The sequence below is a fragment of the Klebsiella michiganensis genome (assembly GCA_000963575.1).
Taxonomy (GTDB): Bacteria; Pseudomonadota; Gammaproteobacteria; order Enterobacterales; family Enterobacteriaceae; genus Cedecea; species Cedecea michiganensis_A.
The window spans coordinates 2,379,825-2,402,895 of sequence record CP011077.1 but is presented as its reverse complement, the minus strand read 5'-3'; the positions used below and the strand labels follow the sequence as shown (position 1 = coordinate 2,402,895).

General features: G+C 57.0%; 21 protein-coding genes and 1 pseudogene. 11 read left to right on the top strand and 11 right to left on the bottom strand.

Annotated features, from left to right (window positions below; all coding sequences use genetic code 11):
• Positions 1 to 161 precede the first annotated feature (161 nt).
• Positions 162 to 1,271: an ABC transporter substrate-binding protein gene (locus VW41_11320; GenBank protein ID AJZ89578.1), complete on the top strand. Its 1,110-nt coding sequence runs from the start codon at positions 162 to 164 to the stop codon at positions 1,269 to 1,271.
• 51 nt (positions 1,272 to 1,322) lie between these two features.
• Here VW41_11320 and VW41_11315 read toward each other — a convergent pair whose 3' ends face one another.
• Complete coding sequence (locus tag VW41_11315; protein AJZ89577.1) at positions 1,323 to 2,300, bottom strand: hypothetical protein; 978 nt, start codon at positions 2,298 to 2,300, stop codon at positions 1,323 to 1,325.
• Positions 2,301 to 2,409: 109 nt separating this feature from the next.
• On the opposite strand from VW41_11315, the gene VW41_11310 reads away from it, so the two are divergent.
• A complete protein-coding gene (locus VW41_11310; protein AJZ89576.1) occupies positions 2,410 to 3,297 on the top strand; it encodes a LysR family transcriptional regulator in 888 nt (295 codons plus the stop codon).
• Positions 3,298 to 3,349: 52 nt separating this feature from the next.
• Here VW41_11310 and VW41_11305 read toward each other — a convergent pair whose 3' ends face one another.
• Positions 3,350 to 5,047 carry an NAD-dependent malic enzyme gene (locus VW41_11305; protein AJZ89575.1) on the bottom strand — a complete coding sequence of 566 codons (1,698 nt, stop codon included), beginning with the start codon at positions 5,045 to 5,047 and terminating at the stop codon, positions 3,350 to 3,352.
• Positions 5,048 to 5,268: 221 nt separating this feature from the next.
• On the opposite strand from VW41_11305, the gene VW41_11300 reads away from it, so the two are divergent.
• The 6 genes from VW41_11300 (at position 5,269) to VW41_11275 (ending at position 12,393) form a co-directional block, all read left to right on the top strand.
• The gene (locus VW41_11300) at positions 5,269 to 6,192 is read left to right on the top strand and encodes a fructokinase (GenBank protein ID AJZ89574.1); all 924 of its coding nucleotides are present in this window, start codon (positions 5,269 to 5,271) and stop codon (positions 6,190 to 6,192) included.
• Between the two features lie 154 nt (positions 6,193 to 6,346).
• Positions 6,347 to 7,864: a porin gene (locus VW41_11295; GenBank protein ID AJZ89573.1), complete on the top strand. Its 1,518-nt coding sequence runs from the start codon at positions 6,347 to 6,349 to the stop codon at positions 7,862 to 7,864.
• A gap of 63 nt (positions 7,865 to 7,927) precedes the next feature.
• Positions 7,928 to 9,301: a PTS system sucrose-specific transporter subuits IIBC gene (locus tag VW41_11290; protein ID AJZ89572.1), complete on the top strand. Its 1,374-nt coding sequence runs from the start codon at positions 7,928 to 7,930 to the stop codon at positions 9,299 to 9,301.
• On the top strand, positions 9,298 to 10,707 hold the full coding sequence (locus VW41_11285; GenBank protein ID AJZ89571.1) for a glycosyl hydrolase family 32: 1,410 nt from the start codon (positions 9,298 to 9,300) through the stop codon (positions 10,705 to 10,707). Before VW41_11290 ends, VW41_11285 begins: the two co-directional genes overlap by 4 nt.
• A 29-nt stretch (positions 10,708 to 10,736) precedes the next feature.
• Positions 10,737 to 11,744 (top strand): sucrose operon repressor, encoded by a 1,008-nt coding sequence (locus VW41_11280; GenBank protein ID AJZ89570.1) that lies wholly within the window; start codon positions 10,737 to 10,739, stop codon positions 11,742 to 11,744.
• Positions 11,745 to 11,859: 115 nt separating this feature from the next.
• The gene (locus VW41_11275) at positions 11,860 to 12,393 is read left to right on the top strand and encodes a GCN5 family acetyltransferase (protein AJZ91941.1); all 534 of its coding nucleotides are present in this window, start codon (positions 11,860 to 11,862) and stop codon (positions 12,391 to 12,393) included.
• A 9-nt stretch (positions 12,394 to 12,402) separates the two neighbouring features.
• Here the strand turns inward: VW41_11275 and VW41_11270 are convergent, their stop codons facing one another.
• The 5 genes from VW41_11270 to VW41_11250 form a co-directional block, all read right to left on the bottom strand.
• Complete coding sequence (locus tag VW41_11270) at positions 12,403 to 13,794, bottom strand: histidine kinase (GenBank protein ID AJZ89569.1); 1,392 nt, start codon at positions 13,792 to 13,794, stop codon at positions 12,403 to 12,405.
• Positions 13,791 to 14,468, bottom strand: coding sequence for a transcriptional regulator (locus VW41_11265; GenBank protein AJZ89568.1), 678 nt, complete (start codon positions 14,466 to 14,468; stop codon positions 13,791 to 13,793). The genes VW41_11270 and VW41_11265 overlap by 4 nt, the downstream gene beginning before the upstream one ends.
• Positions 14,469 to 14,542: 74 nt before the next feature.
• A complete protein-coding gene (locus VW41_11260) occupies positions 14,543 to 15,322 on the bottom strand; it encodes a hydrolase (protein AJZ89567.1) in 780 nt (259 codons plus the stop codon).
• Between the two features lie 172 nt (positions 15,323 to 15,494).
• Positions 15,495 to 16,361, bottom strand: a complete 867-nt coding sequence (locus VW41_11255) for a 3-hydroxyisobutyrate dehydrogenase (GenBank protein AJZ89566.1) — start codon at positions 16,359 to 16,361, stop codon at positions 15,495 to 15,497.
• Between the two features lie 33 nt (positions 16,362 to 16,394).
• Positions 16,395 to 17,609, bottom strand: a complete 1,215-nt coding sequence (locus VW41_11250) for an MFS transporter (GenBank protein ID AJZ89565.1) — start codon at positions 17,607 to 17,609, stop codon at positions 16,395 to 16,397.
• A gap of 110 nt (positions 17,610 to 17,719) precedes the next feature.
• Between VW41_11250 and VW41_11245 the strand changes: the two genes are divergently transcribed.
• On the top strand, positions 17,720 to 18,628 hold the full coding sequence (locus VW41_11245; protein ID AJZ89564.1) for a LysR family transcriptional regulator: 909 nt from the start codon (positions 17,720 to 17,722) through the stop codon (positions 18,626 to 18,628).
• Between the two features lie 5 nt (positions 18,629 to 18,633).
• On the opposite strand, the gene VW41_11240 is transcribed toward VW41_11245, so the two are convergent.
• Entirely contained in the window at positions 18,634 to 19,212 is a 579-nt protein-coding gene (locus VW41_11240; GenBank protein AJZ91940.1) for a hypothetical protein, read from the bottom strand.
• Positions 19,213 to 19,476: 264 nt separating this feature from the next.
• Between VW41_11240 and VW41_11235 the strand changes: the two are divergent.
• Positions 19,477 to 19,872 (top strand): annotated as a pseudogene (locus VW41_11235) (hypothetical protein).
• Between the two features lie 131 nt (positions 19,873 to 20,003).
• On the opposite strand, the gene VW41_11230 reads toward VW41_11235, so the two are convergent.
• From VW41_11230 to VW41_11220, 3 genes are read right to left on the bottom strand one after another with little or no spacing between them, the layout of a single operon-like run.
• On the bottom strand, positions 20,004 to 20,264 hold the full coding sequence (locus VW41_11230) for a membrane protein (GenBank protein AJZ89563.1): 261 nt from the start codon (positions 20,262 to 20,264) through the stop codon (positions 20,004 to 20,006).
• Between the two features lie 60 nt (positions 20,265 to 20,324).
• Positions 20,325 to 21,221, bottom strand: a complete 897-nt coding sequence (locus VW41_11225; protein AJZ89562.1) for an oxidoreductase — start codon at positions 21,219 to 21,221, stop codon at positions 20,325 to 20,327.
• Between the two features lie 25 nt (positions 21,222 to 21,246).
• Complete coding sequence (locus VW41_11220) at positions 21,247 to 21,984, bottom strand: 3-ketoacyl-ACP reductase (protein ID AJZ89561.1); 738 nt, start codon at positions 21,982 to 21,984, stop codon at positions 21,247 to 21,249.
• A 121-nt stretch (positions 21,985 to 22,105) separates the two neighbouring features.
• Between VW41_11220 and VW41_11215 the strand changes: the two genes are divergently transcribed.
• Positions 22,106 to 23,020, top strand: a complete 915-nt coding sequence (locus VW41_11215) for a transcriptional regulator (protein AJZ89560.1) — start codon at positions 22,106 to 22,108, stop codon at positions 23,018 to 23,020.
• The last annotated feature ends 51 nt before the right edge of the window (positions 23,021 to 23,071 follow it).

Here is a 23,071-nt window from a genome sequence, read left to right as displayed (position 1 = left end):
GGGTGGTGTATTGATATGTTTACGATTTAACTTAAGTTAATGTGACGTTGTCACGTAATAAAATTAAACCAATCAGTACTTGCCATGTCGTGGGAAATTAAGGCTTTATTAATATAAATAGTAATAATAACTAATCTCTTTCTCATGGAGAGTATCAATCAATGAAAGCAAATTTGGTCCTGACAGGGTTACTGCTCGCTTCGGCGGGCTGCGGCGCAACCACTTATCCCATCACGGTTACCGACATGGATAACCAGCGTATTACCATCCAAAAAGAACCTCAGCATGTGATCCTGCAGGACGGGCGCGACATTCTGTCCCTCGCGCTGCTTGACCGTGAAGACCCGTTCAAACGCGTGGTGGCCTGGAATAACCTGCCGAAAAAACAGGACACCCAAACCTGGGATGTGTTGAAGCGTAAATGGCCTGAAGCCACCAAAATTATTGATATGGGCTTTAGCGATCAGGGCGAAGTCAACCTTGAGAGCGTGCTGGCGCAGCAGCCGGACATCATGATTGCGCAACTGCGGGCCAAACCTGCGCTGGAGCAAACCGGCGTTATTAACTCCCTTAAAAAGCTCAATATCCCGGTAGTATTTGTTGACTATGAACTGCACCCGGTAGAGAACACCGCCAACAGCGTGAAACTGCTGGGCACCGTGCTTAATCAGGAACAACGCGCCAAAGAGTACACCGATTATTACCAGCAACATCTGGCCCGCATCCAGCAGGTTGCCGCCGAGGTTAAAAACAAACCGACGGTGTTTATTGAGCCGATCGCCGGTAACACCGAGAACTGCTGCTTCACCCACGGGCATAACGGCTGGGGCGCGCTGGTGGAAGCGGTAGGCGGGAAGAACATTGGTTCTAAGCTGCTGCCTGGCAGCGCCGGGTTTGTGTCGATGGAGCAGATTATCGCCATGAAGCCTGACGTCTATATTATGTCCGGTTCTAAACGCCCGAACCCAAGCGTATTGCCGTTTGGCTACGGCGGCACGCCGCAGGAAGTAAACGCGACTTTCAGTAAACTACTGGCCCGTAACACCTTCCAGAACATCGAGCCGGTCAAAGAAGGCAAAGTCTACGGCGTGTATCACCACTTCTATAACCACCCGTACAACATTGTCGGGATGGAAATCTTAGCCAAAGACCTGTACCCGCAAAAACTGCAGGGTCTCGACCCGACGGCGGACTACCACCAGATAATTACGCAGTTCACCCAGATCCCTGACGACCCGATTCTGCTGAGCTACGCCTACAAAAAGCCGTGATTTAAAGAACACTGCAATATTCAAACCCGCCAAATGGCGGGTTTTGTTTTATCAGCCACGGAAAACGCCGATCCCAGCGTCTTTCATTTGCTGCAGCGCCTCGGCCATGTCCAGTAGCGTCTCAGCGGCAAGCAGGCCATCTTTTTCACTTTTCAGCATCGCTTTAATCACCGTCAGTACTCCAAAAGCGGTCATATGCGCCTGTCCGTGTGGGTCAGAGGCAACCACGCGCTTACTTACATGCTCCCCAGCATAATCCGTGCCGGTAATATCAACGTACAGATCAATAGACGGATTGCCGTGCTGGCGCATACCCATTGAAGTGCCCGCCGCGATATCCAGCCTGACAGTACTCGCGTGGGTCATAGCCGCCACCGCAGTAACATCCAGAATGCTGAACGGTACGCCCTGAATCACGTCGCCATTCTGAAGTGTTATCTCCCGGGAAGTGGATGAATATGCCCAGCTGCCTGAATCCCGAATCAGCGCGGGAGCAAGCTCGTTGCCTAATTCGCTGCTGGAAAGTTCTCCCAAGGGATCGGCCGGGTCATGAAGGGCGGAAAGCTGCACGCTATCAATCACGCTAAAATCAGCGGCAAGCAGGCTCACCAACGGTAAAAACAGGCCCGCCTCGTAATAGCCCAGCGGCACAACGGGCTGAGCCGGCTGATAGCGCTGAGTTAAGTTCAGCAGCGGCAAAATAGCGTCACCCGTTGCCTGGGTAATATTGATGAAGGCGATGTTATTTTTGATGGCAAATTCAGCCAGCAGGTTCTTAGGATCGGGGACGGCGGCAATAATAAGTTGCGCGGTAGCGGCCTGCTCAGGTACTTCCGTTCCAGTAAGATCAATACACGCCAGGCTCGCGAATCCCAACTGCTCGATAAGCTTCGCGCCTTTGGCCGGATTGCGGCCTGCAATCACCAGTTCAACCGCAGGAAAATGCTCACGAATCTGGCCGGCGATAGCCGCCCCAATCATGCCGTAGCCACCGGCGATAAAGACTTTTTCTAACTTAATGTTTTTCATCTTAAAACCTCGTTATCAGGGTTATCTATTGCGATAGCGAGACTTTATCTCCCGTCTGGTGTGTAATAAAGATCATGAATTTTCATGGGGAAGTGAGGGATATTCACTAATGAGCATCAAACTGGTGGATTTCAGCTATTTCGTGATCGTGGCGAAGTACCGCAGTTTTCGTCAGGCGGCGGAAGAGGTCGGGTTAACGCCCTCGGCCGTTAGTCATTCCATTCGCCAACTGGAGGAGCGGCTTAAAGTCAGGCTGTTCAACCGGACGACGCGCAGCGTGTCGCTTACCGAGGCGGGAAGAAAACTGTATGAGAAGGTTGCCCCGGCTTTTGACGACATCAGCCTCACGCTCGACGAACTCAACCTTTATCGCGATACGCCAATGGGTATTATTCGGCTCAATGTTGTGCGCCAGGGCGGCAGGCTTCAGCTTGCGCCGCTGATTGCCGACTTTACCCGTCAGTACCCTGATATTCAGGTTGAAGTGCAAATGGATGACCGGCTGGTCGATATCGTGAAGGCGCAGCTTGATGCTGGCGTGAGGCTGAACCGGGTCTTAGAGAAGGACATGAAAGCTATTCCTATCGGTCCGCCGGTACGCTACGCGGTTGTCGCCACGCCGGGGTATTTTGCTCTTCACGGAACCCCGACCGAGCCACAAGCGTTAACTGAACACCACTGTATTCAATTCCGTTACCCCAGCGGGAAAGCTTTTGGCTGGTATTTTGAACAAGCTGAACGCCGTGAGGAGGTCGTCGTGAAAGGGCCCGTGGTTGTGGACGACCTGGATATTGCTCTCGACATGGCGCTTAACGGTGTGGGGCTGGCCTATGTGCTGCGGGAGATGGCCGAGTCGCATCTTAAAAGCGGGAAGTTGATTTCCGTCCTGGATGACTGGCTGCCGGAGCTGCCAGGTTTTCACCTCTATTTCCCGAATCGTAAGCATCCGTCCGCCGCTTTCCGCGCTTTTCTGGACTTTCTTAAGGCGCGAAACTGAAAATAAAAAACCCGCCGAAAGGCGGGTTTGAACACGTACCACAATGGCTTCGTTAGATGGAAGTCCGGCGATAGTCGCGGTATTCCGGCAGCCAGAAGTTGTCGTCGATGGCCTGCTTCAGGGCTTCAGCGGAGGTCACCACCGCCACGCCTTGCTGCTGGGCAATCTTCGCCACGGCAAAGGCGATAGCGCGGGATACTTTCTGAATGTCTTTCAGCTCTGGCAGCACCATGCCTTCACCGTCGTTCAGCAGCGGGGAGTGCTGAGCCAGTGACTCGCTGGCGGCCATCAGCATTTCGTCGGTAATGCGCGACGCGCCGGAGGCAATCACCCCGAGGCCAATGCCTGGGAAGATGTAGGCGTTGTTGCACTGGGCGATCGGGTACGTTTTATCTTTCCAGGTCACCGGTGCGAACGGGCTGCCGGTGGCAACCAGCGCGGCACCATCGGTCCAGGTGATGATGTCCTGCGGAGTCGCTTCCACGCGGGAAGTCGGGTTAGACAGTGGCATCACGATTGGACGAGCGCAGTGCTTGTGCATTTCGCGGATGATCTCTTCGGTGAACAGGCCGGTCTGGCCGGAAACGCCGATGAGAATGTTTGGCTTCGCGTTGCGCACCACGTCCAGCAGGGAAATCGCTTCGTTTTCCAGATCCCACTCGGCCAGGCTTTCACGGCTCTGAACCAGTTTGGTCTGGAAGGAGAGCAGGTTAGGCATGTTGTCGGTGAGCAGGCCAAAGCGGTCAACCATGAACACGTTGCTGCGGGCGGCTTCTTCACTCAGCCCTTCGCGCTGCATCTGGGCAATGATTTGCTCGGCGATGCCGCAGCCCGCAGAGCCTGCGCCCAGGAAGACGATTTTCTGCTGGTTGAGTTGGCTGCCTGCCGCGCGGCTGGCGGCGATCAGCGTCCCGACGGTTACGGCGGCGGTGCCCTGAATGTCATCGTTAAACGAACAGATTTCATCCCGGTAGCGGGTCAGCAGCGGCATGGCGTTTTTCTGTGCGAAGTCTTCGAACTGCAGCAGCACATCCGGCCAGCGGTGGCGAACGGCCTGAATAAACTCGTCGACGAATTCGTAGTAATCGTCGCCGGTAATACGCGGGTGACGAGAGCCCATATACAGCGGGTCGTTCAGCAGCTGCTGGTTGTTTGTGCCGACGTCCAGCACCACCGGCAGGGTGTAAGCCGGGCTGATGCCGCCGCAGGCGGTGTACAGCGACAGCTTACCGATAGGGATCCCCATCCCGCCGATGCCCTGGTCGCCCAGGCCGAGAATACGTTCGCCGTCGGTAACCACGATCACTTTGATGTTGTGGTTAGGCACATTCTGCAGAATATCGTCCATGTGGTGACGATTTTCATAGTTGATGAACACCCCGCGGGAGCGGCGGTAAATTTCTGAGAAGCGTTCACAGGCGGAACCCACGGTCGGGGTGTAGATAACCGGCATCATCTCTTCCAGATGATTTTCAACCAGGCGGTAGAACAGCGTTTCGTTGGTGTCCTGGATGTTGCGCAGGTAGATGTGCTTGTCGATTTCGGTTTTGAAGCCCTGGTACTGAATCCAGGCGCGCTCCGCTTGTTCTTCGATGGTTTCAACCACTTCCGGCAGCAGGCCGAGAAGGTTGAAATTGCGGCGCTCTTCAATGCTGAAAGCGCTGCCTTTATTTAACAGGGGGAATTCAAGTAAAACGGGTCCGGCGTAAGGGATATAAAGCGAGCGATGTTTTTTTGGTTTGATGTCCATGTGCATACTCTTTTTTCGACGTAACGTCTTGCCAATAAGGCTCATTCGGTGAGTTGTCGCGCGATATTATGGCACAGCGGTTTTGCATTCGACACCGTCAGGCCAAGAACTTTGGTTACACAAGTCCCCAAATCAGCAGGAATTTTGTTTCAGCGCGTTCCGTGAGTGTGTTTAAATAGCTAAATCAGTTTAGCAATGTTTAGCTTGAGAATGAGGACACAATGAGCGTACAAGTATGGGTTTTGGGCGATGCCGTCGTCGATCTGCTTCCGGACGGGAATGGCCGGCTACTGCAATGCCCCGGCGGGGCACCTGCCAACGTCGCGGTCGGCATTGCCCGCCTCGGCGGCAACAGCGGTTTCATTGGCCGAGTGGGGGACGATCCCTTTGGTCGCTTTATGCAGCGCACGCTGGATGAAGAAAAAGTAAACACCGATTTTATGCATCTGGATGCCGGGCAGAGAACCTCTACCGTAGTGGTCAACCTGGATGAGCACGGCGAACGCACGTTCACCTTTATGGTTCGCCCCAGTGCGGATTTGTTCCTGCAATACGATGACATACCGTCTTTCAGCCATCACCAGTGGCTGCATGTCTGCTCGATAGCCTTAAGCGCGGAACCCAGCCGGAGCACAACGTTTTCCGCTATGGAGCAGATAAAAAAAGCCGGAGGACAGGTGAGCTTTGACCCCAATATCCGCCCCGATCTGTGGCACAACGCCGCCGAGCTTCAGGCCTGCTTGATAAGAGCCTTGCTGCTGGCGGATGTCGTTAAGCTTTCCGTCGAAGAGCTGATTTTTATCAGCGGCAAAGCTGACCTTCGGGAGGGCATCAAGGAGCTGGCCGGTCGCTATCAGATGAGCCTGCTGCTGGTGACGCAGGGTAAGGACGGCGTGCTGGTTTATTACCGGGGGGAAATCTATCACTTTGACGCCAGGCCAGTGGTCTGCGTGGACACCACCGGCGCGGGTGATGCCTTCGTCGCCGGGCTGCTCAGCGGCCTGGCAGCTCAGGGATTACCCGAAAGCGAAGCGCAGCTGGCCGAGATCGTCGCTCAGGCGCAGCTTTGCGGCGCGCTGGCGACGACAGCGAAAGGCGCGATGACCGCCTTACCGCGTCGTGAGGAAGTCGAGCGGTCGCTGTAGCCGGGTAAAATATATTCTGATTGTCGTGCCTGTCACATTTACTAAATCGGTTTAGCCAAATTCATTGCTTTAGGCATTAAGGCCTGGTTACCCTTTTTTGACTAAACCGGTTTAGCAAAATAAATGACATTAACCTCTCAGGGACACGACGAACATGTATCAGAAAAGCAAACTGGCGGTGATGATAGCGCTGCTGGTCGGAACGGCCTCCGTACAGGCCGCCACGGATTTAAGCAGCATCGAATCGCGCCTTGCGGCGATGGAGCAGCGATTACAGGATGCGGAAAGTCGCGCGCAGGCGGCCGAAAAACGTGCAACCGTTGCTGAAAACAAAGCTCAGCAGCTCGCTTCTCAGCAGCAACAAACCCAGGCAACGACTAAAGAAGTCGCTGAACGTACCGCCAGGCTGGAATCTAAAGCGGATAAACAAAATGGCTTTGAGTTCCACGGCTACGCGCGCTCCGGCCTGTTAATGAACGACTCGGCTTCCAGCAGCAAAAGCGGCCCTTATTTAACACCAGCGGGGGAAACCGGCGGCGCGGTAGGGCGCCTGGGTAACGAAGCGGACACCTATGTTGAGCTAAATCTGGAGCATCGCCAGACGCTCGACAATGGCACAACCACCCGCTTTAAGGCCATGCTGGCTGACGGGCAAAAGACCTATAACGACTGGTCGGCGGACTCGAGCGACCTGAATATTCGCCAGGCTTTCGCCGAGCTGGGCAATCTGCCCGGCTTTGATGGCCCGCTAAAAGGTAGCACCTGGTGGGCAGGCAAGCGCTTTGACCGGGACAACTTCGACATCCACTGGCTGGACTCCGACGTAGTGTTTCTCGCCGGTACCGGCGGCGGCGTGTATGACGTCAAATGGAACGACGGGCTGCGCAGTAACTTTGCGGTTTATGGCCGCAATTTTGGCAATCTCGAAGACACCGGCAACACCGTCCAGAACTATATGCTGACCATGAACCACTTTGCCGGGCCGTTCCAACTGATGGTCACCGGGCTGCGGGCGAAGTCTAACGACGACCGCAAAGATGCGTCTGGCAATCTGATTCAAAAAGAAGCCGCTAATACCGGCGCGCATACTCTGGTGGGACTGCATAATGACAGTTTCTACGGCCTGCGTGAAGGTAGCGCTAAAACCGCACTGCTCTACGGCCACGGCCTTGGCGCTGAAGTGAAAGGGATTGGTTCGGACGGTGCGCTGCTGTCGCAGGCGAATACCTGGCGCTTTGCCAGCTTTGGCGTGACGCCAATTGGCGGCGGCTGGCATATTGCTCCCGCGTTATTGGCACAAAGCAGTAAAGATCGCTACGTGAAGGGGGACAGCTACGAATGGGCCACGGTCAACGCCCGCCTGATTAAAGAAGTCACCCAGAACTTTGCCCTGGCGTTTGAGGGCAGCTATCAGTACATGGATCTGCGGCCCGAAGGCTATAAAGATCGCCATGCCGTGAACGGCAGTTTCTACAAACTTACCTTTGCACCGACATTGAAGGCCGGCAGCATCGGCGACTTCTTCAGCCGCCCGGAACTGCGCCTGTTTGCCACCTGGATGGACTGGAGCAGCAAGCTGGACAAATACGCCGGCAATGACGCCTTCGGCAGCAGCGGCTTTAACGCCGGCGGGGAATGGAACTTTGGCGTTCAGATGGAAACCTGGTTTTAACGAATTGTCCTCCCGCTGCGGCGGGAGGGTCACGACATAACAAGAAAGCGTTTAGAGGTGACTATGGATTTCAATCACATTGCCCGCGAGCTACTTCCTCTGCTGGGCGGCAAAGAAAATATCGCCAGCGCGGCACACTGCGCGACGAGATTACGGCTGGTGTTGGTGGATGATGCGCTGGCCGACCAACAGGCGATTGGCAAAGTAGACGGCGTCAAAGGGTGCTTTCGCAACGCAGGGCAGATGCAAATCATCTTTGGTACCGGGGTGGTCAACAAAGTGTATGCCGCATTTATTCAGGCCGCAGGCATTACAGAATCAAGCAAGTCCGAAGCGGCAGATCTTGCGGCGAAAAAGTTGAACCCGTTCCAGCGCATCGCCCGTTTGCTGTCGAACATTTTTGTGCCGATCATTCCGGCCATTGTGGCCTCAGGTTTACTGATGGGGTTGCTCGGCATGGTGAAAACCTATGGCTGGGTAAGCCCGGATAACGCGCTCTATATCATGCTGGATATGTGCAGCTCCGCCGCGTTTATTATTCTGCCTATCCTGATTGGTTTCACCGCCGCCCGCGAGTTCGGCGGCAACCCTTATCTGGGCGCGACGCTGGGCGGGATTTTAACCCACCCGGCGTTAACCAACGCCTGGGGCGTGGCGGCCGGGTTCCACACCATGAACTTCTTCGGGCTGGAAGTGGCGATGATTGGCTACCAGGGCACGGTTTTCCCGGTGCTGCTGGCGGTGTGGTTTATGAGTCTGGTGGAGAAACAACTGCGCCGGGTAATCCCGGATGCGCTGGATCTCATCCTGACGCCATTCCTGACGGTCATCATTTCCGGCTTTATCGCGCTGCTTATCATCGGCCCGGCAGGGCGCGCGCTGGGGGACGGTATCTCGCTGGTACTCAGCACGCTTATCACACACGCGGGCTGGCTCGCCGGGCTGCTCTTTGGCGGGCTGTATTCGGTGATTGTCATCACGGGGATCCACCACAGCTTCCACGCTATCGAAGCCGGACTGCTGGGTAACCCGGCTATTGGGGTTAACTTCCTGCTGCCTATCTGGGCAATGGCAAACGTCGCGCAGGGGGGAGCCTGCCTGGCGGTATGGTTTAAAACCCGGGATGCAAAAATCAAAGCGATTACGCTGCCTTCGGCGTTTTCGGCCATGTTGGGCATTACCGAAGCGGCAATTTTCGGGATCAACCTCAGGTTTGTTAAACCCTTTATTGCGGCGCTGATTGGCGGCGCAGCGGGCGGGGCATGGGTGGTTTCCGTACATGTGTACATGACGGCGGTAGGCTTGACCGCGCTGCCGGGGATGGCCATTGTGCAGGCCAGTTCGCTGGTGAACTACATCATCGGGATGGTTATTGCCTTTGGCGTGGCGTTCATCCTCTCCCTGCTGCTGAAATACAACGCGGAGTCTGAAGCATGACGCTTGCCTCACGTTTACCGGCCATTCTGCAGGCCGTTATGAAAGGCCAGCCCAACGCCCTGCGGGATAAGCATTATCCGCAGTGGCACCATGCCCCGGTGACCGGGTTAATGAACGATCCGAACGGATTTATCTGGTTTGCCGGGCGCTGGCACCTGTTTTATCAGTGGAACCCGCTGGCGGCGGACCATAAATACAAGTGCTGGGGACACTGGAGTTCGGCTGATTTAGTCCAGTGGCGCCACGAGCCGCTGGCGCTGATGCCGGATCGAGAGTATGACCGGAACGGCTGCTACTCCGGGAGCGCCGTGGGCGTCGAAGGCAGGCTGACGCTGTGCTATACCGGCAACGTCAAGTTCGAAGACGGCAGCCGCACCGCCTGGCAATGCCTGGCGGTGGAAAACAGCGCCGGTGGCTTTGACAAAGCTGGCCCGATTTTGCCGCTGCCCGAGGGCTACAGCGGGCATGTGCGAGACCCGAAGGTCTGGCAACACGAGGGGGTCTGGTACATGGTCCTGGGCGCACAGGACCTGCACAAACAAGGCAAGGTGCTGCTGTTTTCATCCCCCAATCTGCATGACTGGGAAAACAGAGGCGAAATCGCCGGCAGCGGCGTTCACGGGCTGACTGACGCAGGTTATATGTGGGAATGCCCCGATCTCTTCCCCCTTGACGGCAAACATGTACTGCTGTGTTGTCCGCAGGGGCTTGCCCGGCAAGATGAGCGTTTTCTTAACGTTTACCCTGCGGCGTATCTGGTCGGCGATTTTGATTACGCTTCGGTTGCATTCAGCCACGGTGAACTGACCGAGCTGGACGCAGGGTTTGAATTCTACGCCCCGCAAACGGCGCAGTCGCCGGACGGACGGCGTTTGCTCGTCGGCTGGATGGGGGTGCCGGACGGGGAGGAGATGCTGCAGCCAACCCGCGAGCAAGGCTGGATCCATCAGATGACCTGCCTGCGGGAGCTCACGCTTAAAAACGGCAAGCTTTATCAAAACCCGATAGCAGAACTGGCTTCGCTGCGCGAAGAGGAGCGGCGCTGGCAGGGCCAGGCCGGTCAGGCTCCGGCGCTGAACGGCAAACGGCTTGAACTACAGATAAACACCACGGGGGACTTCAGTATCGACTTTGGCGGTGGCCTGACGCTGGACGTGACTGACCGGGGCATTGTGCTGGAGCGGCCGAGTCTGGCATCCGGTGAACCACTTTTTCGCTACTGGCACGGTACGGTTGCCTCGCTGCAGATCCTGTGCGACAGCTCAAGCGTTGAGATCTTTATCAATCGGGGGGAAGGGGTGATGAGCAGCCGCTATTTTCCACACCCTTCGGAGCGGCTCTCTTTCAGCGGTGAGTCGGCGGTCACGTTGCGCTACTGGTCGCTACGCTCCTGCATGATAGAATAAGGGTTTCGACTACTTGCCACGGTTGAGCTGTGAAAAAAACCAAACGCGTCACGATTAAAGATATTGCCGAACTGGCGGGCGTCTCAAAGGCGACCGCCAGCCTGGTCCTCAATGGCAGAGGCAAAGAGCTGAGGGTGGCTCAGGCCACCCGCGAACGTATCATGACCATTGCGCAACAGCAGCACTACCAGCCGAGCATTCACGCTCGCTCGCTGCGGGATGACCGCAGCCATACCATTGGTCTTGTCGTGCCGGAGATAACCAACTACGGTTTCGCCGTGTTCTCCCATGAACTTGAAATGCTGTGTCGTGAAGCGGGCGTGCAGCTACTTATTTCCTGCACCGACGAAAATCCAGGCCAGGAAAACATGGTGGTCAGCAATATGATTGCGCGCCAGGTTGACGGGCTGATTGTCGCCTCAAGCATGCTGCACGCGGGGGATTATCACAAATTGAGCGAACAGGTGCCGGTGGTGCTGTTCGACCGCCACATGAACGACACCACGCTGCCGCTGGTTATCACCGACTCCGTTCAGCCCACCGCCGAACTGATAGCCCCCATTGCCCGCCAGCATGCGGATGAATTCTACTTCCTGGGCGGCCAGCCGAGGCTTTCTCCCACGCGGGATCGCCTGGAAAGGTTCAGCCAGGGGCTTGCTCAGGCGGGCGTCACGCTTCGCCCGGAGTGGATCATTCACGGTAACTATCATCCCAGTTCCGGCTATGAGTCTTTTGCTGCGCTGTGCGCGCGGCTTGGCCGCCCGCCCAAAGCACTGTTCACCGCCGCCTGTGGGCTGCTTGAAGGTGTGTTGCGCTACATGAGTCAGCACAACCTGCTGGAGAGCGGCATTCACCTCGCCAGTTTTGACGATCACTACCTCTATGACTCGCTGTCGGTGCGCATCGACACCATTCAGCAGGATAACCGCCAGCTGGCCTTTCATTGCTATGACTTGATTAGCAAGCTGATCGAAGGGCAGACGCCCGCGCCGCTGCAGCGCTACCTGCCGGCCAGAATCGTGCGGCGGCATCCATAACAGAGACCGCCTGCCACCTTCGCTATAGGGAGATATACCCATGCAAACATTTCGCTACCCGGACGGTACGCTGCTTGCCGACGAGGGCCAGGCCGGGCACGCCTCGCCGTTCAACGTGGTGATTGAAACTCCACGTCTGATACTGGCGCCACCTTCGCCGGAAGATGCGCCGGCACTGTTCAGCATTTTTTCCGATCCGCTGGTGATGAAATACTGGAACACTGCGCCCTGGAGCTCCCTGGATGACGCCCTGCGTTTTATCGACCGCAGAACGGCAGATATTCAGGAACGGTCGGCGCTGACGCTTTGCATTCGGGATAAACAGTCGAGCCGGCTGGCCGGGAAATGCATGCTTTTCAGCTTTGACGCTTATTCCCGCCGCGCCGAAATTGGCTTTGGTCTGGGGCGCGAGTTTTGGGGGAAAGGGTTAGTCAACGAGGCCGCCGGGGCGCTGATTACCTACGCCTTTAAGGTGCTGAACCTGCGGCGCATCGAAGCTGAAATTGATCCTGACAACCAGGCTTCTGCCGCCGCCCTGCAAAAGCTGGGCTTCACTCAGGAGGGGCTGCTCCGGCAGCGCTGGGAAATTGACGGCGTAATTTCAGACTCCGCGCTGTTCGGGCTGCTGGCGACTGACAAAAACGCCTGATGCATCACCTCAGGGCCGGCCTGGGAACCATAAGCCAAACCGGGTGATACCGGCCTGACTTTCCACCCAGCAGCGGCCCTGATGCAGCAGCATGATGGAATTCACGATGGATAAGCCAAGCCCGCTGGAGTGCGCCGAGTCATTGCGGGCAGGGTCCGCCCGGTAAAATCTGTCGAAAATCCTTTCCTGGTGAGCCGGGGAAATACTCTCCCCGTGGTTCATCACGACGACAGACATACCTTCCGCTTCGGGTCTTGCCTCAATGCTAATCTCACTGCCAGGCGCCGCATAGCGCACCGCGTTAGAAAGGAGGTTCGCCAGCGCACGGCGCAGAAGTAGGGCATCCGCATTGACCATGCCGCTGGCGCGGGTCTGAATTGTGATCTCCCGGTCAGCCGCCAGGTCCTCAAAATACTCGCCGATGCGGTTAATCTCTTCGGCAATGTCGATATCTCGCCGCTGGATCTCCTGGTCAGGCTGCTCCGCCTGGGCCAGAAACAGCATGTTGTCTATCATCCGCGACATACGCTGTAGTTCTTCAAAGTTCGAGCCAAGCAGGCGCTGATAATAGGCGTTGTCCCGGGCCGCACCCAGGCCAACTTCCGTCTGTCCGAGCAGGGTGGTGATGGGCGTGCGCAGGTCGTGGGCCATATCGGCGCTGACCTGCTTTAACTGCTGGAACCCGCGCTCCAGCCGCGCCAGCATCGCGTTAATTTGGTCTATCAGCGCATCGAGTTCAGTTGGCACATCCAGCTTATCCAGCCTCGATGACAGGGTTGTGGTGCCGATGGTGGCCGTGCGCTCTGCCAGGCGGCGTAAAGGCGAAATGCCACGGCGGGCAAAGATCACCGCCAGCACGACCGATATCGCCGCCATCATTGAGGCAAAGAGAATAATCTTGTTGCGATACTCTTCAAGAATATGGGTTCTGTCGCTCAGCACCCGCGCCGAAACAATCTCCAGCGGCGGTAAATTGTTTGCGGAAGGGCTAATGGCGGCCATGTAAACCATTGGCGTACCGTCCGCGTTATCGGCGTGATGCACGGCCTGAAGCGTCAGCCGCTGGTTGGCGGCCACTGGCGTAACGGCGGGAATAGCGCGCTGCATAGGGTTTACTTCCAGGAGCGTTGCGCCCCCGACATAGCGGATCACCAGCAGGGACTCCGTATTGCCCAGCATATTGGCAAACAAATGGGGTTTTTCGCGGATCAGCTGCCGCGCGTCCAGATCCCGCAGCAGGGTGCTGATCTGGTCCACGCGGGATACCAGCGCGGCATCATCCCGGATCGACAACTGCTGGCGCAGAGCGTAATAGAGCGCGCTGCCCATGACGGTAAACGCCACAAAGGAGAATGCGGCCAACAGCAAGGCCAGGCGGAAGGTCAGCGAAGTACGCTTCATGATTCTTGCTCACAGCGGTAGCCCACGCCATGCACGGTATGAATCAGGCGCACCGGGAAGGGGTCGTCCACTTTTTGCCGCAGCCTGCGCACCGCGACGTCCACCACGTTAGTGTCGCTGTCGAAATTCATGTCCCACACGCGGGAAGCCAGAAAGGTCCGCGACAGAACCTGTCCGGGGTGCTGGAGAAAGCACACCAGCAGCTTGAACTCTTTATTGGTCAGCGTGATGCGTTTACCTTCGCGCTCGCAGCGAAATTTCGCGATGTCCACCACCAGATCCGCCAGGGTCAGCACCTCTTCGGCTTCGGCCTGCGGCTGGCCACGGCGTAAAATAATGCGGATCCTTGCCAGCAGCTCAGCAAAGGAGAAGGGCTTGACCAGATATTCATCGGCACCCAGCCCGAGCCCGCGTAAACGATCTTCCAGCGTGCCGCGCGCGCTCAGAAACAGCACCGGTGTCTGGCTGTGGGCGCGTAAACGCTCCATCACCGTCCAGCCGTTCATTTCCGGGAGCATGACGTCCAGCAGAATCAGGTCATAACTCTCTTCCCGCGCCAGATGCAGGCCGTCAATGCCGTTGGCCGCCCAGTCCGCGGTATAACCCGCTTCATTCAGACCGCTCACCAGGTAGGCAGCGGTTTTCGCTTCGTCTTCGATGATGAGGATTTTCAAGCGAGGATCCTGTCAAAAGGAGAGAAAAGGGCGTGGAGACCGCCCCAGTCTCGTCATTATAAGGTGCGTGAACCTCAGTAGCCAGGTACGTGCGCAGCTTTCATGATCAGGTTAGCTACCGCTTCAGGCTGGGAAATCAGCGAAACGTGGCTGGATTTAAGCTCGATAGTTTGCGCGTGCATCCGCTTCGCCATAAACCGCTCCAGATCTGGATTAATCGTGCGGTCTTCGGTAGACACCGCGTACCAGGTCGGTTTGTCATGCCAGGCGGCAACCGTGGTCTTCGCCATGGTGATAGCTTTACCGATCGGCTGCTGTACCGCGTAATAGGCTTTGGCTTCGCTTTCAGGCAGGTCACCGGCAAAATCGTGGATAAACGCGGACTCGCTAAGGGCGCCGTAGCCGTCATCATTCCACTTCAGGCCAGCGGAAGCCGGTGCCGCAGGGTATTTTTTAGTGAGCGCCGGGTAGTCTTCACCCGCTTCTGGCGCACGGGCGGCGATGTACACCAGGCCTTTGACTTCCGGCTCATCGCCCGCCTGGCTAATTACCATCCCGCCATAGGAGTGCGCCACCAGAATTACCGGGCCGTTTTGCTGAGCCAGGGCGCGTTTCACCGCGGCAACATCGTTATCTAAAGAGGTCGTCGGATTCTGGACCGCCGTAACGTGCAGGCCTTTGGCCTGCAGTAGCGGGATGACTTTGCCCCAGCTTGAGCCATCGGCAAACAGGCCGTGTACCAGCACGATGTTTTTTACTTCCTGCGAAGCAGGGGCGGTGTCGGCACGGGCAGCCGTGGTACCAAAAGCCGCCAGCACAAGAGTGGCGAGAGCAGAGAGATGGCGTAATTTCATGATCTATCCTCAGGATTTAACAAAGGGGGTCAGGGCCAATTTAGCTCTCGGGGGCCAACAAAGTGCTGACGTGGAAATGACAAAAAAATGACAAACCTGAGAGAGCATTGTCTTTGGGGCGGGATAAACAGAGAAAGCCGGGCACAGGGCCTGGCTTTCTAGTACGAACATCTCAGATCTTGTCGTAAAGCCGAACGACGCTGGTCATATTGCTGTCGCCTAACCCCTCATCAATAGCGCGTAAAAAAGCGCCACGCGCGGCGTCAATCGTGGGTGCAAACTGCGGCGAACCCATCTCTTGTAGCGCGTAGCCCAAGTCCTTCTCGATAAGATTTACGGGGAACTGAGGCGCAAAATTCTCGCTCAGCATGCTGCCTGAAAGATAAGCGGCAACGGCAGGCCACACTGAGGTACCGGCCATTGCCGAGAGCACCCGGTTGGCATCCGCGCCGCTGCGTTTCAGAAAGCTCACAATCTCTGCCAGGCCGGTCACCTGCACAGCCATTAAAGCGTTGGTGGCAAGTTTTGCCATCGTTCCTTCCCCCAACTCACCTACGTGATGGAACGCTGAGCCCATCGACTTTAAAACGGGCAGGCAGCGTTCAACCAAAAACGGATCTCCCCCCAGCAAATAGGCCAGCTGGCCTGAGTCCACCTGCACTCGTGAGCCGGAGACGGGGGCTTCCAAAAAAGCAACGTCATGCTGCTGCATTAACGTGCCGAGTGTTTTCACCCAGCCCGGGGTCAGCGTAGAGCTTTCAATGGCTACCGAATTAGCGGGCATACAGGCCAAAGCCCCGCGGCGTTCATCCAGCCATATTCGGCGAGAGGCGTCGTCATCGCGCACCATGGAGATAACAAACTCCGCATCGGCAACGGCGTCTCCTGGTGAACCGGCCTCCGTAGCACCAAGGGTAACTAACGCTTGCGCCGCCTGTGAGGTTCGGTTCCATACCGTGACGGTATGTCCTGCGGCCAGCAGGCGGGCGGCCATTCTGGCCCCCATCGCACCCAGCCCAAGAACGGTAATTTTGCTCATATTGGCTCCTTTGAAATGATGAATAATGAGATATCAGCCAGCACGGGCTTTGTTTGCCCGGGTCGCGATCGTCGCCAGCAGCCCGGCTAAAGCAAAAACAGCGGCAACGTAAGGAATAGGGCGCGGTCCAGTCAGGTTTATCAGTACCCCGCCTATCAGGGAGCCTAAGCCAATCGCCGCGTTGAACACCGATACGTTGACCGAGGTGGCAGCATCCGCGCCGCCTTCCAGGCGAGAGGCTTCTTTAAATACCAGAGTTTGCAGCAGGACCGGCAGCGCGCCGTAGGCCGCGCCCCACAGAGCAATGGCCGTAAAGATTGCCCCATGACTGGCTGCGGCAGCGTTCAGGCTGGCAAGGCTTGCGGTGAACAACGCGGCGACGATCCCCAGACTTGTGCGCGGTGCGCGGGCGGCAAATGGTCCGACGGCGAAGTTGGTGATAACGCCCGCGGCGCCATAAACCAACAGCAACACGCTAATTTGGCCGCTGCTTTGGCCGGCGACTTGTTCGAGAAACGGCGTGACGTAGGTGTAAGCCAGGAAGTTACCGGAGACGACCAGCGCGGTGATGCCAAAAATGGCCAGCAATGCGCCGTTTTTAAATACGGCTGAAATTGCCCCGCGCCTGGCGGACCTGGCAATTCTCACCGCCGGAACGGACCAGACAATAAGCGTGAATACGCCCAGACAAAGGAGGCACAGCGCGGCAAATACCGCCCGCCAGCCGTAAAAATCACCCAGCATAGTACCCGCGGGCACGCCCAGTACCGTTGCCAGAGAAACGCCGCCAAACACAACGGACGTTGCCCGCACGGCGTTACGTGACGCCACCAGATGCACGGCGGTCACCACCGCCGTAGACCAGAACACCCCGATAGCGGCAGCCACCAGAATGCGGCCCACGAAGACAACCAGGTAGTCCGATGCCAGCCAGGTGATCAGGTTTCCCGCAAAGCAGGCGGCCAGCAGGCCAGACATTAACGCTTTGCGGTTAATATGCCCGAGCAGTCCGGTCAGCGGGGCGGCGGTGAGCGCCACCATAAAAGCAAAAATAGTGACCAGATAACCGGCCACGCCAAGAGAAACGTTCAGCCCGGCGGCCATGCCCGGCAACACGCCCACCGGCATCAGTTCGGTACTGACAAAAGTGAAACAGCCCAGGCTCAGGGCCAGCACCGCCGCGATGCTGCGTGCGCGGGAAACGTGTGCGCCATGCGGCGCAGCAATATTTGTACTGCTTGAATGCATAAAACCATCCTGAAAATGTGAACAGGTCGAGATGACGAGCAAATTGTGGCGTCGTGCAGGGCAGAATGCGATAGCATGAAAGGCATATCACTTATGACTGTGAGTCAACAATGAGAGTATTAAGTTCGCAATTGCTGGAAGGCGTGGACGTCATGGCCGCCGTGGTGGATACCCTGAGTTTCGGCGCCGCCGCCGAAATGCTCGATATGTCGCAGTCCGGCGTCAGCCGGGCCATTGCCCGCCTGGAAAAGCGGCTTGGCATCCGCGTTTTTGACCGAACAACGCGTTCAGTGCGGCTGACCGATGAGGGACGCGAGTTCTACGAGCAGGTCATGCCGCTGATTGGCGCGCTGGCCGAAGTCACCGGCGGGGCGGCGGGGGACGGGCATACCCTTCGCGGGAAGCTGAGGGTGAACGTGGATCCGCTGTTTGCCAGCCAGGTTCTGGGGCCACGCCTCGGTACTTTTATGGATAAACACCCTGAGCTTGAAATCGAGCTGCGCAGTCGGGACGAGCTGGGGGATCTTATCTCCGACGGTTTCGACCTGGCGCTACGCTTTGGTCACCCTCGGTCCTCGTCGCTGGTCGCCAGAAAGCTGTTCGACACGCGGGTGTTTGCTATGGCGTCACCCGAATATTTACAGCGCTTCGGGCAGCCGAAAACGCCGCCAGAGCTTGAAAATGAGCCGCATCGCTGCATTTTGTTCCGTGAGCCATTGACGGGGAAACCCTTTGCCTGGGAATTTCACCAGGGAAAGAAAAAGCTGACGATCCAGCCGCGTGGCCTGTTAACGGTCAACGATGCGGAAACCGCATTCAGTACCTGTCTTGCCGGACTCGGTGTTGTTCAAATATTCGAATTAGGCAGCGAAGAGTACGTGGCTTCCGGCCGCCTGGTGCCGCTGTTCCCCTCCTGGTCAGATCATCGTTTCCCGCTCTACGCCTATTACCCGTCCAGGCATCATGTGCCGGCGAAAACCCGGGCATTTCTGAACTTTGTTAGCGGGCTGGTGGCTTGAATTTTTCAGGCAAATTCGTTGGCGATAAACCAGGTGAGGGCATGGGCCACAAATGTATCAGGCAAAACGGAAAGCCGGGATGCCGCGAGATTTTCAAGCCCCAGGGCGGCAGCAATCAGCCGCCAGGCCGCCTCGTCAGCCGAACCTGATTTAAGCCGGTATTCTCCCTGGCGGGTGCCGTTCTCGATTGCCGCGACGATAAGCTTTTGCCAGTTAATAAACGCTTTTTCATAAACACTCCGCAGCGGCGCATTTTTTTCCATCAGCTTCTCTGCATCGCTCCATAGCCTTAAATAAGGGCCAATCTCCTCGCGATCGCCCGGATCAAGCAGGTAGCGCAACTGCTCGGTCACCGAAAGCCCGCCGGGCAGCGATTCCTGTAAATAGCGTTGTGTAATGGCATCAAAAACCTCGGCCTGTAGCTCAAAGAGTGAGCCGTAGTGATGGTGTACCTGCCCGGTAGATGTCCCCGCTCTGGCCGTTACGCTGCGGGCCGTCAGGGCTTCCAGCCCTTGTTCCAGGGCCAGCTCTATCGCCGTGTCCAAAATTTGTCGTTTGCGATCTTCCCGCGGAAGGTAGTGCATAGCGCCTCTTTTCATTGGTGTTGAACATCCGTTCAATATTGGCAAATGATAATCTGAACACGCGTTCAACAAAAGAAAAAAGGGAAAAATATGTTCCAGACTGCGCTGAAGACCCCGCGATTGACCTTAATACCGCTGAGTGAGGCCCATCTGAACCATCAGATTGCCATGGATGCTGATCGGGATGTCATGCGTTATTTAGGCGGCCCGCAGGATGCCAATAGCTGCCAATGGCGTACAGCCACAAAGTAAAAGAGGGTTTTTATGGCACTGAGTATTGAAGACCTGCGGCCAGGGACTGAGCATTTCCACGCGGCGGGGCACATCAACCAGCAGGCGTTTCCGGAAGGGCAAAGAATACCGCTTGAGATATTTTTACCCTTTGCTGAACAGCAGCTCCTGGACGTCAAATGCCTGTGCGAAGGCAGTCTTGTGGTGGGGTTTTATGTGTTGATCCCGGACGAGCAGATCCGCTTTCTATCGTTCCTGGCCATCGACCCGCAGCATCGCTCCCAGGGCTATGGCAGTGAGGTGTTGAGGCGGCTCAAGGTCGATGCGAAAAACCGGCCTCTGACGCTTTGCATTGAATCTCTGGATTGCCGCGCGGAAAATATTCAGCAGCGAGTAAAACGCAAAGCCTTTTACCTGCGAAACGGCTTCCACGAAACGGGCCACCACCAGTCATTTCACGGCAACCAGTATGAGGTGCTGTGCAGCAGCGAGACATACAGCCACCGGGCGTTTCTGGCCTTGATGAAGGCTATCGAGGAGTCTGACGAGTCCCCCCGGGATTAATGTTCCACCATCCACAGAAGCGGCACAACCGGCAGGGCGAAGATGGCGACAAAAATGGTCAGCTCTTCGCCCCAGCCGTAGCCCGCTTTAATAACGCCTGTCAGCATATTAACCGCCGCAATCAGACACCACAGCACCGCAAAGCCTCGGGCGATAATCGCCTGGGCCGGGGGATAGTCCGGGGTAAATAGCCGAATAAGCAGGTAACAACCGCAGGCGAGCAAGCCGCCGCTGAGTAGAAATAACAACGTGCGCATAAAATACTCCAGGAAATGGCCTGCGCCTTAGCCTTTGCAAGATAAGCCGCAGGCAGAGATTTACTGCCGGGGAGTAAGCAGGTCAGCCAACCCAATGCGCCGCAAAAACTCTGTGCGGATACGGTCAGCCACGGCACTTACCACTTCGGCACCGTCGTCAGAGGGATCAACGTGCACGCGGAACGGGCGTTGACCATACGGCGCATTCACGATATCCACCATCGCCGCCGCCACATCGGCCACGTCGGCGTCCTCCGGCTCACAGGCCGCCAGGCCTTGCAGCGCTTCGTCTTCCAGCCCAGCCGTTGGGCCGGTTTGGGTGTAGGCCAGCTCACGTTCGGTATCCGCAGGCTTGCCGGAGTGCAGGAAATGGTTGGTGCCTTTGGTAAAGGCCCCGGGCACCAGAATTGAGCTTTCAATTCCCCATCGGCTTAGCTCGGCAGCGTAGCTCACGGCCACGGCGTCCATCGCAGCCTTTGCGGCAAAATAGGGCGCCAGATAAGGCGGGGTGCCGCCTCGAGTACTGCTGCTGCCGACCCACAGCACCAGGCCTTTTCTTTGCTGACGCAGATAAGGCAGCGCCGCCCGGTTAACCCGCTGGGTTCCCAGCACGTTGATGTCGAACAGCTGGCTGAACTGTTCCGGCCGAAACGCCTCGGCGGGGCCGTAGGACATGTGCCCGGCATTGTGCACCACGACGTCCAGCCGGCCTTGCTCAGCGATAATCTGTGCGACTGCCGACTCCGCAGAGGCCTCGGACTGCACGTCCAGCTCAATAGCACGGAGATCAACGCTGTGATGCCACGCGTAATCCTTCAGGCTCTCAACCTGAGGCGCGTTACGGCCCGCGATATCCCGCATACTGGCATAAACGGTGTGCCCGGCATGGGCGAGGGCGCGCGCGGATAAGGCACCAAAGCCGCTGGATGCGCCGGTTATCAGAATAATTTGCTGCATGGTCTTCTCCTGCCCGTCGGTGAGATTATGCAAAGCCGCCGTTGACGCGGACCACCTGGGAATTCACCCAGCTGCCGTCCGGGCCGGCCAGCGTGGCGACAATACTGGCGATTTCTTCAGGTTTGCCGATGCGCCCCAGCGGAGCGAGGTTGGCGATTGTCTGAATTTGCTCTTCGGTTTTACCATTCAGGAACAGGTCGGTGCCGGTTGGCCCTGGGGCAACGGCGTTAACGGTGATATTGCGGCCCCGCAGTTCGTTGGCAAGAACGTGCACCAGGCCTTCAACCCCGGCTTTAGAGGCGATGTAAGGGCCGTAGGCCGGGAATGATTTGGCGATGACGCTGGTAGACAGGGCAATGATACGGCCACCGTCCTGCAGCGACTCGGCGGCGTTGGCCAGCACCATAAATGCCCCGCGCAAGTTTGTACTGATGATTTTGTCGAACTCCGCGAGGCCGGCCGGAGTGATTTTTACCATCGGCATAATGCCTGCGCTGTGTACCACCACATCCAGCTGGTTGTGGATGGCCTTCGCTTCGGCAAACAGGCGGGCAACATCGCTTTCGGAGGAGACATCGGCCTGAATCGCCACGGCGTCTCCGCCGTGGTTTTTAATGGCCTGCACCGTTTCATCGGCGCTGGCTTTATTTCCGGCATAGTTAACGACAACGGTGAAGCCGTCGCGAGCCAGCCTCTCGGCAATTGCCCGGCCAATACCACGGGAGGCGCCGGTTACCAGGGCTGTTTTCTTTGCTGTTGTCATGCTGTTCTCCAGATGCTGTGAGGGTATCGCCCCGAGTGGGCGTGTGGGCATTGTTAATGTTTTTGAATTCGGGATAAACGGTGCTAATTTGATTAGATAATTCCGTTTTGGTTAATAATAGATGGACAAATTCGACACCTTGCAGCTCTTCACCCGCATTGTTGAACTGGGGAGTTTCAGCCAGGCCGCCGATCAACTCGGCATCCCGAGAGCCACGGCAAGCAATGCAATTAAAGAGCTGGAGAGCCAGCTTGGCTGCCGCTTGCTGGAGCGCACCACCCGGCATGTGCGAGCCTCCCACGATGGCAAAGCCTACTACCAGCGCTGCGTATATATTCTGGCCGAACTGAATGACGCTGAAGCCGCGCTGCGCCCGGTTGTGGCCCGGCCCCGGGGGACATTGCGTATCGACCTGCAGGGAACCCATGCCTCCCACATCGTCCTGCCGCAGCTGGACGAATTTCACCGCCGCTATCCCGATATTGAGCTGATTATCAGTAGCGGTGACAGGCTGGTAGATTTGGTGCGCGAAGGGATAGATTGCGTGGTGCGTGCCGGTAAGTTACAGGACTCTTCGCTGGTCGCCCGTCACCTGGCGGATCTCCCTCAAACAGTATGCGCCAGTCCTGACTATCTGGCGGCTTTTGGCGTGCCCGCGCATCCGGACGATCTCGAGCACCACCAGTGCGTTAACTTTTTCTCGACAACCGGCGGCGTGAATTACCCCATTGAATTCATTATCGATAACGAGCGTCGGGCTTTTTCGCCCAAAGGTTGGGTGACGGTCAATGAGGCTGAGAACTATGTCATCTGCGCGCTGCGTGGCTGCGGCCTGGTTCAGCTCCCGCGCTACCACGTCGAACAGGCGCTGACTGACGGCCAGCTGGTTGAGGTGCTGGCCGACTGGCAAAGCCCGGCCATCGCAGTTTCGGCGGTGTACACCCAAAACAGACAGCTTTCGCCGCGCGTGCGGGTGTTTATCGACTGGCTGAAGGAGATTTATAGCGCGCGGTTTCCTGCCGGAGGGAAGACTTGAACATGAGCTAAACCTCACCGCGATTTTACTGGTTTTTAAAACGCTTCGGCA